At 64.7% G+C, this 13,032-nt stretch carries 11 protein-coding genes; 9 read left to right on the top strand and 2 right to left on the bottom strand.

Annotation, left to right across the window (positions count from 1 at the left end; genetic code table 11):
• Nucleotides 1–26 precede the first annotated feature (26 nt).
• From BRAGE_RS0127250 to BRAGE_RS0127235, 4 genes are all read left to right on the top strand, one after another.
• On the top strand, nt 27–1,442 hold the full coding sequence (locus tag BRAGE_RS0127250) for a caspase family protein (protein ID WP_027564287.1): 1,416 nt from the start codon (nt 27–29) through the stop codon (nt 1,440–1,442).
• Nucleotides 1,443–1,702: 260 nt separating this feature from the next.
• Nucleotides 1,703–1,948, top strand: a complete 246-nt coding sequence (locus tag BRAGE_RS0127245) for a hypothetical protein (protein WP_027564288.1) — start codon at nt 1,703–1,705, stop codon at nt 1,946–1,948.
• A 121-nt stretch (nt 1,949–2,069) separates the two neighbouring features.
• Nucleotides 2,070–2,324 (top strand): hypothetical protein, encoded by a 255-nt coding sequence (locus BRAGE_RS0127240; RefSeq protein WP_027564289.1) that lies wholly within the window; start codon nt 2,070–2,072, stop codon nt 2,322–2,324.
• A gap of 128 nt (nt 2,325–2,452) precedes the next feature.
• Entirely contained in the window at nt 2,453–3,616 is a 1,164-nt protein-coding gene (locus BRAGE_RS0127235; protein WP_027564290.1) for a winged helix-turn-helix domain-containing protein, read from the top strand.
• Nucleotides 3,617–3,634: 18 nt separating this feature from the next.
• Here BRAGE_RS0127235 and BRAGE_RS0127230 read toward each other — a convergent pair whose 3' ends face one another.
• Complete coding sequence (locus tag BRAGE_RS0127230) at nt 3,635–4,615, bottom strand: NAD(P)-dependent oxidoreductase (protein ID WP_027564291.1); 981 nt, start codon at nt 4,613–4,615, stop codon at nt 3,635–3,637.
• 175 nt (nt 4,616–4,790) lie between these two features.
• Here BRAGE_RS0127230 and BRAGE_RS0127225 point away from each other — a divergent pair, with 175 nt between their 5' ends.
• Nucleotides 4,791–5,795 carry a LacI family DNA-binding transcriptional regulator gene (locus BRAGE_RS0127225; protein WP_028146375.1) on the top strand — a complete coding sequence of 335 codons (1,005 nt, stop codon included), beginning with the start codon at nt 4,791–4,793 and terminating at the stop codon, nt 5,793–5,795.
• On the opposite strand, the gene BRAGE_RS49285 is transcribed toward BRAGE_RS0127225, so the two are convergent.
• A complete protein-coding gene (locus BRAGE_RS49285) occupies nt 5,761–6,219 on the bottom strand; it encodes a DUF2809 domain-containing protein (RefSeq protein WP_027564293.1) in 459 nt (152 codons plus the stop codon). The two genes, BRAGE_RS0127225 and BRAGE_RS49285, sit on opposite strands and share 35 nt — an antisense overlap.
• A gap of 169 nt (nt 6,220–6,388) precedes the next feature.
• Here BRAGE_RS49285 and BRAGE_RS0127215 point away from each other — a divergent pair, with 169 nt between their 5' ends.
• The 4 genes from BRAGE_RS0127215 (at nt 6,389) to BRAGE_RS0127200 (ending at nt 13,023) form a co-directional block, all read left to right on the top strand.
• Nucleotides 6,389–7,720 (top strand): MFS transporter, encoded by a 1,332-nt coding sequence (locus BRAGE_RS0127215; RefSeq protein ID WP_027564294.1) that lies wholly within the window; start codon nt 6,389–6,391, stop codon nt 7,718–7,720.
• A gap of 253 nt (nt 7,721–7,973) precedes the next feature.
• Nucleotides 7,974–9,080 carry an efflux RND transporter periplasmic adaptor subunit gene (locus BRAGE_RS0127210; RefSeq protein ID WP_027564295.1) on the top strand — a complete coding sequence of 369 codons (1,107 nt, stop codon included), beginning with the start codon at nt 7,974–7,976 and terminating at the stop codon, nt 9,078–9,080.
• Nucleotides 9,081–9,250: 170 nt separating this feature from the next.
• Nucleotides 9,251–12,388 carry an efflux RND transporter permease subunit gene (locus BRAGE_RS0127205; RefSeq protein WP_027564296.1) on the top strand — a complete coding sequence of 1,046 codons (3,138 nt, stop codon included), beginning with the start codon at nt 9,251–9,253 and terminating at the stop codon, nt 12,386–12,388.
• A gap of 35 nt (nt 12,389–12,423) precedes the next feature.
• Nucleotides 12,424–13,023, top strand: a complete 600-nt coding sequence (locus BRAGE_RS0127200; RefSeq protein WP_027564297.1) for a TetR/AcrR family transcriptional regulator — start codon at nt 12,424–12,426, stop codon at nt 13,021–13,023.
• Nucleotides 13,024–13,032: the final 9 nt, after the last annotated feature.

The following is a 13,032-nucleotide window of genomic DNA, read 5'->3' as shown; positions in this document are numbered from 1 at the left end:
GAAGTTTGGATCAGGGGAGAATGATCATGCGCTTCTTGATCGCAGCAATTTCGATCGCAGCATTCATTGTCAGCGGCAACGCAGCTTTCGCGGACAAGCGCGTCGCCTTCGTCGTCGGCAACGCCACCTACAAGAATGTCCCGCAGCTTCCCAACCCCGCAATCGATTCCAAGGCGATGGCCAGGGTGCTGCGCAATGTCGGCTTCGATGTCGTCGAGGGCGCCAACCTCACCCGCGACGCCATGACTGCAAAGCTTCTGGAGTTCGGCAAGAAGAGCGAAGGTGCCGATGTCGCGGTATTCTTCTATGCCGGCCACGGGATCGCCGTGAACGGCGTCAACTACCTGTTGCCGATCGACGCAGACCTGAAATCCGAGATGGACGTCAAGCTGGGCGCGGCGATCAATGTCGACCTCACGCTCGATCAGACGATGTCGGACGCGAAGGTGAAGCTCGTGTTCCTGGATGCCTGCCGTGACAATCCGTTCGCGGCGAAGATCCGCGCGGCCAGGGCCACCCGTTCCGTCAATGTGCAGACTGGTCTTGCCGAGATGAAGTCGGGAGAGGGCACGCTGATAGCCTTTGCCACCGGCCCCGGCCAGACCGCGCTCGACGGCGAGGCCGGCACCAACAGCCCGTTCACCCGCGCGCTCGTCGCCAACATCGCCCAGCCCGGGATCGAGATCCAGCAGGCGATGACGAAGGTCCGCGCCCAGGTCAGCGACGAGACCAGCAAGGGGCAATTGCCCTGGGGTCACACCAACCTCACGGGCAATGTGTATCTCAATCCGGTTGGCGTGCCGGCCGCGGCCACGACCGATGCGTCGAACGCGCCGGCGCTGGCCGCCGGCAAGCAAGGCTCCGACGTCGAGCTCGAGTTCTGGCGCTCGATCAAGGACTCGAACAAGGTCGAGGAGCTCAACGCCTATCTCACCAGCTATCCCAATGGCACGTTCAAATCGATCGCACTCGCCCGGATCGCGGCGTTGCAGGATGGTCCCTCCAACACCACCCGCAACCTGTCGGCCGGGATCGATCCCGCGACCTTTACGGAAGAGGCCAACCAGGTGTCCGAAGACCAGATTGGTCTCGACAAGAGCCAGCGCCGCGACGTGCAGCGTCGCCTCACCGGGCTCGGCTTCGATGTCAAGGCGACGGGCAAGTTCGACGAGGAGACCCGTTCCGTGATGAGGCGGTGGCAGGCGGCACGCGGCTATCCCGCGACCGGTTATCTCAACAAGCTCCAGCACAAGGCCCTGCTGTCGGAGATCGTCTCGACCCGAGCGGCCTCCTCCGAGCAGGCCGACGATGAGCCGGCGCGTCGCCGTTCCTCCGGCGGTGGCGGCCGGCGCCATTATTATAGCGGCGGTGGTGGCGGTCCGACCGGCGGCCCAGGCGGCCTGTTCGGCGGTATGATGGGCGGGTTGTTCGGCCGCCGCTGAGGCCAAGGCGGAGCCAGAGGCGGCCCGGTTCGGGCCGCCTCTGTGTTTCGGAAACCCTTGCTCATCGATCGTCGCAAAGCCGTCGCGGGATGGCCTGCGTGCGAACAAGAATTCGGCCAGTTGCGCGCCTAGCACGATCCGACAACCACTCATCTGCGAAGGGAGCCGAGTTCCATCCTGTGCCGAGGCCAAGTGACTATCAGCGTGACTCCCAATTCTACCGCAGTGGCCCGCCGGATCGGACCGTCTCCCTGAATTCCATGCCCGTCTATATCGGCGCGGCGATGATCGCGGTGGCGATCCTGCTGTCGACGCTGATCACGGGGCTGACCTCCCGCTATGTCGGCCTGGAGGCACCGACCGACGAGAACATGTGGCTGGTCGACCGTCTCACCGGCAGCGTCTACCGCTGCCAGTCGGAAGGGCGCGGCAGGGCGTCCTGCGAGCCCGATGTCGCCACAGGCAGCATCGGCGGCCGGTCCAGGGCTCCGAAAGAGGGCCACTGAGCCTTCTGCCATCGCACGGCAGCAAGAAAATTGTCTTCTCCACGAAACGTCTGCACGAGAGAATACGTAATTGCGAAGGCCGGCATGACGCCGGTTTCGTTTTGCTCGAGGAGATTTTTCGATGAAGACCTTGCTCACGGCCATAGCCTTTGTCGCGTTTGCTCTTTCGCTGTCCCCCGCCTCCGCCGCGATGATGGCGTGCACCACGGACAACATGATGAAGACCGCCGCCATGATGGGCGGCACCCCCGACACGCCGGCGAAGATGGCGGCGAACAAGGAAATGGCCATGGCCAACGCGGACATGAGCAATGGCAAGATGAAGAGCGCCTGCATGCACTACATGAAGTCGCAAAAGGCGATGTCGATGAAGTAAGGCGCAAGGCGCGCCTTGTTTGGCCGCGCTGTCAGCAGATGGCAGCGTGGCTTTTACTTTAACTGCCGCTTTTCCTTGTCCGCTGCCTTCTTTCTCTTGGCGCGAATCTCGCTACATTGCTTCCCGCAATGTCTCGCGCGCCCAAACCGCTCCCGCTCACCACCACACAGGCCCGGCAGATCTGGCTGCATGCCCAGCGGCTGGACGAGCGCGCGCCGTTCGGCGAGGGGGCGCAGGCGGTGGCGGATGCGGTCACTCATCTCGGCTATGTGCAGATCGACACCATCAACGTCATCGAGCGCAGCCACCATCACATCCTGTTCAGCCGCATTCCCTCCTATCGCCGCGCCGATCTGCGCCAGGCCCAGAGCGTCGACCGAAGCGTGTTCGAATACTGGACGCATGCGCTCTCCTACGTGCCGTCCGCCGACTTTCGCTTCTTCCTGCCGGCGATGCGCGAGCACAAGCGCGAGGGACACAAATGGTACGCCTCGGTGAAGCCGGCCGACACGCGCAAGGTGATGCGGCTGCTGCGCGCGGGCCCGCTGACGATCCGCGACATCGAGGACGACGTGCTCACCGAGAAGGAGCACCTTTGGCAGAGCCGAAAGCCCTCGAAGCGGGCGCTCCAGCTCGCTTTCTATACCGGCGTTGCGACCATCAGCGCGCGCCTCGGCATGCTCAAGACCTATGACCTGATGACGCGCCATTTCGGCTGGGACAAGCTGCCGAAGCCGGCCTCCGCGAAGGAGATCACGGCCTATCTGCTCGACCGCGCGCTACGCTCGCAGGGCGTGGTGAGCCTGGATTCGATCTGCCATCTCGACGCGCCGCGCAAGAAGGCGGTCGCCGGGCTGATCGCCTCGCGCGTCCGCCGCGGCGAGCTCGTGCCCGTTGCGATCGATGGCGCCGGCAAGCAGGAGCATTGGGCGACGCCGGCGTCGTTGGAGCCGGGCGAGGGCGTATCGCCCGATCTCGTCCACATCCTCTCGCCGTTCGACCCGCTGATCATCCAGCGCAAGCGCACCAATCTCATCTTCGGCTACAACCATCTGTTCGAAGCCTATGTGCCGAAGGCCAAGCGCAAGCTCGGCTATTTCGCGCTTCCCGTGCTGGTCGGCGACGAGATCGTCGCTGCGCTCGATCTCAAGGCCGACCGGCAGGCCAAGAAGCTGCTGATGCAGAAATGGACCTGGGTCGGGCAGGGCAAGAAGACGGCGGGACGCAAGGAGCTGAAGCGGGGCATCGAGGACGAGCTTGATCGGTTCGAGCGGTTTCAACTGGAGGAGTGAGCGTTATCGTTTCCCCGTCTACGGTCGCTCTTTGAGTTCGTGCGGGTCTCGTGGTTCGCTTCCGGGCACCGACAGCTCGTGCGCATACCGGTCCAGCACTTCATCGGCGGAATAGACCGAGCGCCGCACGAACTCGTCCCGTAGCCCGAGTCGCGCGGAGACTTTCAATCGCGCCGTCGTGGCGGCCGTCATCAGGGGATCGAAGCCCAATTCCCGCAGGCCCGCCGCCACGCCGTCCATCTCCACCGCGCGGCGCTCGGCATGCAGCACGTCGGAGCGGACGCACATATCCAGGAACTTGCTGAACGTGGTGGCATCCATCGACGTGCAGAGCCCGCGCATGGTTTCATCGCGCACGCCGGCAAGCGTTGCGGCGGTCAGAGCTTCGACCAGCAGTGCCTCCATGCCTTTCGTCACCACGCTCCGCAGCATCTTGACGGCCGCTGCCGTTCCGGCTTCCGGGCCGGCCACATCGATGCGGAAGCCGAGTGGTCCGAAGATCTCCGCGAAGCGCTCGGCACCGCTGCCGGAGGTGTAGAGCGTGACCGCGGCGCCATAGAGGTCGACCGACCCCATCAGGTTCGCGTCCGCGAACACGCCGCCGCGCGCCTCCACGGCTTCGGCAACTCTCTTTTTCGTTCGCGGAGTGGCGGCGTTGATGTCCACCACGAGGCAGCCGGGACGGATGATCCTGGAAATGGCTTCACCGGTCTCAGCCGCGACAGCAACGACCACGGCGGAAAAGATCACGTCCGCGTCCGACAGGTCCTCGAGCCGGTCGGTGAGCGTGACGCCGCAACGGCCGGCCAGCGCACGGAAGGCCCCAGAGTAGGGCGGCGCATTGGTCTTGCCCTGGCAGAACGCAACCATTGGCGCACCCGTCTGCGCCGCCAGATGCGATGCAAAGCATCGCGCGGCCTCGCCAAATCCGACAAAGGCGATCTTGGGCTGCGGCATGGGTGAGGTCTCCTCACGCGGCGTTTCGCCGGCGACGGCCATTGTGCCGCGTCCTGCAACGGAGTCAATGAACCGGTTCATTACGACTTCGGTTGCCGGCGGCAATTACTAAGCAGAATGGTCATTTCGAAGGCAGAATCGTCGGCGCCGTCTTGCTCTGACCTGGTGAATCGGTTCATATTGCGGCATGCCATCGCACGCCCACCGACCGCAAACAGTGAAGGTCAAGGATGTCGCCCGGGAAGCCGGTGTTGCGGTCGGCACGGTATCCCGCGTGCTCAACGATCATCCTGCGGTGACCAGGGAGCTGCGCGAGCGTGTCGAAAGGGCGATGGCGCAGCTCGGCTATGAGGTCGATGTCACCGCGCAGAGCATGCGTGCGGGACGGTCGCGGCTCGTCGGCTGCGCGATTCGTGATTTCGACATTCCGCGCTTCGCGCTGTTCATCAAGGAGGCGGAGGCGGTCTTGCGGGAGGCCGGATACACCTTGCTGCTGGCGAGCACGACCAATCGCCCCGAAATCGAGATCGCCTTGCTGCGCGCCTTCCGCCGGCGCCGCGTGGACGGCGTGATGATGACGCTGAGCGACGAGCAGCACCAGGACGTGCGCGAGGCGCTGTCGGAGGCGCAGATGCCGGTCCTGCTCATCGACCGCGATCGCATCGAGGCGCTGGATCGCGTCACGGCCGATCATCGCGAGGGTGCGCGCCTTGCGACGAGCCATCTGCTCGGCCTCGGGCACCGGCGGATCGCGATGCTCGTCGGCGATACCAAGGCCTTTCCGTCGCGAAGCCGTCTGGAGGGATTTGGTGCAGCCTATGCGGCGGCGGGCTTTGCGCCGGATCCGAGACTTGTGCGCGACAACGTGCTCTCGAGCGAAGACGCCTATCGGGCGACGGCGTCGCTCATGGGTCTTGCGCAGCCGCCGACCGCGCTCTTCGTCGCGGCGATGGACATGCTCGGCGGCTGCCTGCGCGCGCTGCGGACGATGGGTCTTGCCGTCGGCGATGGGGTTTCAGTGGTCGCCGGCAGCGATTCCGACCTCGCCGAGCTGCACACGCCGCCGATCACGGCGATCGCGTGGGATCTGGCGGCCATGGGTCGCCACGCCGCGACCATGCTGCTGGAGCGGATGCGCGGCGACGAGATCGAGCGCGGCCGCGGTCTCGCCGTGCCGACAGAGCTGATCATTCGCGGCTCGAGCCGGCCGGTCGCGAGTTGAGCTTGCTCGACCGGACGACGTAGCTGTCTAGCCAGATGCCGACGACGATCCCGACCGCGTAAGCCACCAGATTCCACAGCGAGAAGATGCGGCCGAGCAGCAGCGCGCCCGCGGTGGTGAGCCGGAATCCGTCGAGCCACGGCGTATGCACCAGCCGGGAGAATTCGACGACGACGGCGATCGCCACTGCGATGGCCGCGATCTGCGCCCGTGACAGCTGCGGCAGCAAGACCCCGACCAGCAAGAACACCATGATCGCCCATAGCAGCGAGCCGCCATACTTCACCACGAAGGCGGGCAGGCCAAGCGGGAAGCCGTACCAGCGCAGGGACAGGCCGCAGGCGATCACGACCAGCGCGAGGGCGGCCCGGGTCAGCGATGTCCGTAGCAGCGCAGCAGAATGATTTGGCTGCGCCCCGTGCATTGCTTGCTCCATTGACTCTTTCGCGGCGATGCTCAAAACCGCGAACAGAGCGTTTTCGAGCGAGGTGGATACCGGTTCGCGTCAAGAAAACGCGTCAAAACATGAATCTAAAGCCGTTTCGATTCGAAACGGCTTTAGCCCATAAAAGCAACAACCCCGGGGGGAAGCGATGAGCCAGACCACGACCTATGCCGGTTCCACCGGCACTGCCAAGAGCGAAGTCGAGACCTCGACGATCCGCGCCATCTCCTGGCGCCTGATTCCGTTCCTGGTGCTGGCCTACTTCTTCTCCTATCTCGACCGCGTCAATCTCGGCTTCGCCGCGCTGACCATGAACGCCGAGCTGAAGTTCACGCCGCTGATCTTCTCCTGGGGCGCCGGCATCTTCTTCATCGGCTATTTCATCTTCGAGGTGCCGAGCAATCTGGCGCTGGAGAAGTTCGGCGCCAGCCGCTGGATCGCCCGGATCATGGTGACCTGGGGCATCATCTCGGCGCTGATGGCGATGGTCAGCGGCGTCACCAGCTTCTACGTCCTGCGCTTCCTGCTCGGTGTCGCCGAAGCCGGCTTCTTCCCCGGCATCATCCTCTATCTCACTTATTGGTACCCGGCCGAATACCGCGCCCGCTTCCTCGCGGCCTTCGCGATCGCTGTCCCGATCTCGACCGTGATCGGCGCGCCCATCTCCGGCCTGCTGCTTGGTCTCGACGGCATCATGGGCCTGAAGGGCTGGCAGTGGCTGTTCATTCTCGAAGGCATTCCCTCCGTGCTGCTGGGCATCGTCACCTGGTTCTATCTCACCGACAGGCCGGAGAAGGCGGATTGGCTCTCGGCCGAGCAGAAGGCCTGGCTCAAGGCGAAGCTCGATGCCGAGATCGCGGCCAAGCAGGCCGTGAAGCATCTGACGCTCGGCGAAGCGCTGTCCTCGCCCAAGGTGATCACGCTGAGCCTGATCTATTTCGGCTTCGTCGGCGCGCTCTACGGCATGCAGTTCTGGCTGCCGCAGATCGTCAAGGCGTTCGGTCTCACCAATGCGCAGACCGGCTTCGTGACCGCGATTCCCTATGTGTTCGGCACGATCGCGATGATCCTGTGGGCGCGGCACTCGGATGCCACGCGCGAGCGCGTGATGCATGTCGGCGCACCCATGATCCTGATCGCCATTGCGCTCGGCGTCTCCTCCTATCTCACCGATCCCACCATGACGATGGTGGCGCTGACCTTCGCCGCCATCGGCGTGTTCTGCGTCTTCGGCGTGTTCTGGACCCTGCCGACCGCCTGGCTCTCCGGTACGGCGGCGGCTGGTGCCATCGCGCTGATCAACTCGATCGGCAACCTCGCCGGCTTTGGCGGACCGTATCTGATCGGCTGGGTCAAGGAAGCCACGGGGCAGACCTCGACCGGTCTCCTGGTGCTTGCCGTGCTCCCGCTGATCGCCGGCATTCTGGTCTTCGTCGGCGGCCACGAGAGCAAGCACGAGTTCGCCGGGCAGGGGCGGTAACGCCGAGTGAACGGTCCCGCAGCTTCGTAGGGTGGGCAAAGACGCAGAGCGCCGTGCCCACGATCTTTCCCTGATACGCCGATCTGGTGGGCACGCTTCGCTTTGCCCACCCTACGATCGCACCTTCCTGGCAACCATCCCGCCAATCCTTACCAGCCCTTAACGATCACGCTTTCCTGATGACTGACGATTATTGACTTTTATCAGTGATTAGTCGACATTCCTCTCATTCAAGATTGAGGAGTGTCCTCCGATGTTCGTCCGGTCGGTTTTGTCGAGCTATTCCAGGCTTTTGGCGGGTGTGTCGCTGGCCCTGATGGCCGCTGCACTGGCCGGCTGCAATGACACCGTCGCCGAGAAGGCCGAGCCGTCGCGCCCGGTTCTGGTCGCGACCGCCCATTATGACGCCGAGACCCCAGAGCGGAGCTTTGTCGGCACCGTCCGTCCCCGGATCGAGAGCGACCTGGGTTTCCGCGTCGCTGGTAAAGTTGCAAAACGCCTGGTCGAGGTCGGCCAGACCGTCGAGATCGGCCAGCCGCTCGCCACCCTCGACGAGGTCGATCTGAAGCTCCAGGCCGAGCAGGCTGTCGCCGAGCAGACCGCTGCGACCGGCGTGCTGGCCCAGGCCGCCGCCGCCGAGCAGCGCGCCAAGGATCTGAAGGCCAAGGGCTGGACCACGGACGCACAGCTCGATTCGAGCCGTGCATCCGCCGACGAGGCCCGCGCGCGCCTCGACCGCGCCGTCCGCTCGGTCGAGCTGACCAAGAATTCCCTTTCCTACGCGACGCTCAACGCCGACGCCCGTGGCGTCGTCACCGCAACGCTGATCGAGCCCGGCCAGGTGGTTGCCGCAGGCCAGGCCTCGATCCGTGTCGCCCGCTTTGCCGAGAAGGAAGCGGTCGTCGCGATCCCTGAGACGCTGGTCGGACGTGCCAAATCGGGCGCCGCCAGCGTCACTCTTTGGTCCGAGCCGAACAAGAAATACACGGCGAAGCTGCGCGAGATCGCGCCGGCGGCTGATCCCGCCACGCGCACCTATCTCGCAAAGTTCTCGCTGCCCGAGGCCGACGACAGGGTCGCGCTCGGAATGACCGCGACGCTGACGCTGTCGGACGCCGCCACCGAGCGCGTCGCGCGGCTGCCGCTGTCGGCGCTGTTCAACGAAGGCGGCAAGCCCTCGTTCTACGTCGTCGACGACAACGGCGCGGTCACGCTGCAGCCGGTCGTGGTGAAGTCCTATGAGAGCAACGACGTCGTCATCACCGGCGGCGTGCCGGAAGGCGCCAAGATCGTCGCGCTCGGTGTGCAGAAGCTCGATCCGAGCCAGAAGGTGCGGGTCGTCTCGTCACTTTCTTTCTAAGCGAGTTACGTCGTGTGAGGTGAGTTTCGGCCTGTGTCCCTAAGCAAAGGCTGAAGCGGCGAAGCGATCCAGAACCTGCCCAGCCCCCTGGATTGCTTCGCTGCCTCGCGACGACGGTTTGAACAGAGCGGCTGTCGTTTTTGCAACTGGATCGTCTTTCGGAGAGAGCGATGAAGCGCTTCAACCTTTCGGCCTGGGCCGTCAGCCATCCGACGCTGGTTCTCTTCCTGATGCTCGTGCTCGGCGTCGCCGGCTATTTCTCCTATCAGAAGCTCGGCCGCGCTGAGGACCCGTTCTTCACGGTGAAGGTGGTCAACGTCTCCGTGATCTGGCCGGGCGCGACCGCGCAGGAGATGCAGACCCAGGTCGCGGACCCCATCGAGAAGAAGATCCAGGAGCTGCCCTACTTCGAGAAGGTGCAAACCTACTCCAAGCCCGCCTTCACCGCACTCCAGGTCACCTTCCGCGACAACACGCCGCCGAAGGACGTGCCCTATCTCTTCTATCTCCTGCGCAAGAAGCTGGTCGACGTGCAGGGCCAGCTGCCGTCCGGTATTCTCGGACCCGTCGTCAACGACGAGTTCTCCGACGTCGATTCCATCCTCTACATGATGACCGGCGACGGCGCCGACTATGCCCAGCTCAAGAAGGTCTCCGAAGGTTTCCGCCAGCGCCTGCTGAAGGTGCCTGGCGTCACCAAGGTCGACGTCTACGGCAACCAGGACGAGCGCATCTTCGTCGAGTTCAGCCATGCCAAGCTCGCCACCCTCGGCATCACGCCGCAGGCGCTGTTCGATTCGCTCGCCAAGCAGAACAACGTGACGCCGGCCGGCACGGTCGAGACCTCCTCGCAGCGCGTGCCGCTGCGCGTCACCGGCGCGCTCGACGGCGCGAAGGCTGTCGCGGAGACCCCGGTCGAGAGCAACGGCCGCGTGTTCCGCCTCGGCGACATTGCCACCGTCACCCATGGCTATGTCGATCCGCCGAGCTTCGTGGTGCGCCAGGAAGGCAAGGCCGCGATCGGCATCGGTGTCGTCACCGCCAAGGGCGCCAACATCCTCGAGCTCGGCAAGGAAGTTGAGAAGGCGACCGCCGAGTTCATGAAGGCCGTGCCGCAGGGCGTCGACGTCAAGCTGATCGCCGACCAGCCCAAGGTGGTCGAGCACGCCGTCGGCGAGTTCGTGCACTCCTTCATGGAAGCGCTCGTCATCGTGCTGTTCGTCTCGTTCCTGGCGCTCGGCTGGCGCACCGGCATCGTGGTCGCGCTGTCGGTGCCGCTGGTGCTTGGCATTGTCTTCATTGTCATGAACACGATGTCGCTCGATCTGCATCGCATCACGCTCGGCGCGCTGATCATCGCGCTCGGCCTGCTCGTCGATGACGCCATCATCGCGGTCGAGATGATGGTGGTGAAGATGGAGCAGGGCTGGGACCGCATGCGCGCGGCGTCCTTTGCCTGGGAATCCACTGCGTTTCCGATGCTCACGGGAACGCTGGTCACGGCCGCTGGCTTCCTCCCCATCGGCTTTGCCAATTCGGCGGTCGGCGAATATGCCGGCAGCATCTTCTGGATCGTGGCGATCGCGCTGGTCGCCTCCTGGTTCGTGGCGGTGATCTTCACGCCCTATATCGGCGTCAAGCTGCTGCCGGAGATGAAGGCCCATCACAACCACGATCCGCACGCGGTCTACGAGACCCGCATGTATCGCGGCTTGCGCGCCATCGTGCAGTGGTGCGTCAATCACCGCATCACCGTGGTCGTCGCGACCGTCGGCGTCTTCGTCGCCTCGATCGTCGGTTTCGGTCATGTCCAGCAGCAGTTCTTCCCGCTGTCGGAGCGGCCCGAGCTGTTCCTGCAGCTGCGGCTGCCTGAGGGTACCGCCTTCAACGTCACCGAGAAGGCCGTGAAGCAGGCCGAGACGCTGCTGAAGGACGACAAGGACATCGAGACCTACACGGCCTATGTCGGCCAGGGCTCGCCGCGCTTCTGGCTCGGCCTCAACCCGCAGCTGCCGAACGAGGCCTTCGCCGAGATCGTGATCGTCGCCAAGGGCGTCGAGGCGCGCGAGCGCGTCAAGGCCAAGATCGAGGGCGCGGTCGCCGACGGCATGCTGACCGAGGCACGCGTGCGCGTCGACCGCTTCAATTTCGGTCCGCCGGTCGGCTTCCCCGTGCAGTTCCGCGTGATCGGCCCCGACGCCAACAAGGTGCGCGAGATCGCCTACCAGGTCCGCGACGTCATGCGGCAGAACAAGAGCGTCAAGGACGTCCAGCTCGACTGGAACGAGCAGTCGCCTTACCTCAAGCTCGTCGTCGACCAGGATCGCGCCCGCGCCATGGGCCTGACCCCGCAGGAGGTCTCGCAGGCGCTCGCGATGCTGATCTCGGGCTCGCAGGTCACGACCGTGCGCGACGGCATCGAGAAGGTCGGCGTGGTCGCCCGTGCGATCCCGTCCGAGCGGCTCGACCTCGGCGGTGTCGGCGATCTCACCATTACCTCGCGCAACGGCGTTGCCGTGCCGCTGCAGCAGATCGCCAAGATCGAGTACTCCCATGAGGAGCCGATCATGTGGCGGCGTAACCGCGACATGGCGATCACCGTGCGCTCCGACGTCGTCGACGGCGTGCAGGCGCCCGACATCACCAACCAGATCACGCCGAAGCTGAAGGCGATCAAGGATCACCTCGAGCCGGCCTACCGCATCGAAGCGGGCGGCGCGTTCGAGGAATCCGCCAAGGGCAATGCCTCGATCTTCATCCTCTTCCCGGTGATGGTCATGGTGATGCTGACGCTGCTGATGATCCAGCTGCAGAGCTTCTCGCGCCTGATCCTGGTGTTCCTGACCGCGCCGCTCGGCATCGTCGGCGCCTCCCTCGGCCTCAACGTCGCCAACGCTCCGTTCGGCTTCGTGGCGCTGCTCGGCCTGATCGCGCTCGCCGGCATGATCATGCGCAACGCCGTCATCCTGGTGGACCAGATCGAGACCGACGTCAGCCACGGCCTGACCCGGCGCGAGGCGATCGTGGAGGCGACCGTCCGTCGTGCCCGTCCGGTGGTGCTGACGGCGCTGGCCGCCATCCTCGCCATGATCCCGCTGTCGCGCTCGGCGTTCTGGGGCCCGATGGCGATCACGATCATGGGAGGCCTGTTCGTCGCGACCTTCCTGACGCTTCTGTACCTGCCGGGCCTCTACGCCCTGTGGTTCAGGAAGAGCCTGGACGAGGCCGGTTCGGCCGAACCGCCTACCGCGTCGCAGCATGGGAGCGATGACCATCCCGCTATTCCGCTTGCTGAAGCGGCTGAATAAGTGAGATGAAGTACTGACGAACGAGTCCTGACAAAATGACACTGGTTGCGGAACATATCGAAGGCGACACCCGGGATCGTATCCTCGAGGTGGCCGAGCGGCTGTTCCGCCAGATCGGCTATCAGAAGACCACGGTCGGCGACATCGCCAAGGAGCTCAGGATGAGCCCCGCCAACGTCTATCGCTTCTTCGAATCGAAGAAGGCGATCCACCAGGCGGTGGCGCGGGGCCTGATGGGCGAGGTCGAGCTGGAGGCGCAGCGGATCGTGACCCGTCCCGGTCCGGTGCTGCCGCGCTTCCGCGAGCTGCTCACCACCATCCACCGCATGAACACCGAGCGCTATGTCGGCGATAGCAAGCTGCACGAGATGGTCGCGATCGCGATGGAGGAGGACTGGGACGTCTGCGTCGCCCATATGGAGTGCATTGCCGGCGTCATCGGCCAGATGATCGCCCAAGGCGCCGCCACCGGCGAGTTCGAGGCGCCGGACCTGCCACTGGCGTCGCTGTGCGCCTGCACCGCGATGATGCGCTTCTTCCACCCCCAGATGATCGCCCAGTGCGCCACCAAACCGGGCCCGACCATCGACCAGATGATCGATTTCGTCATCGCGGGTCTGTCCCCGCGCCACTGACCAATGTTT

The sequence above is a fragment of the Bradyrhizobium genosp. SA-4 str. CB756 genome, assembly GCF_000473125.1.
GTDB lineage: Bacteria > Pseudomonadota > Alphaproteobacteria > Rhizobiales > Xanthobacteraceae > Bradyrhizobium > Bradyrhizobium arachidis.
Note: the sequence above shows the minus strand (reverse complement) of the source record. Positions and strands in the feature narration are given on the sequence as shown.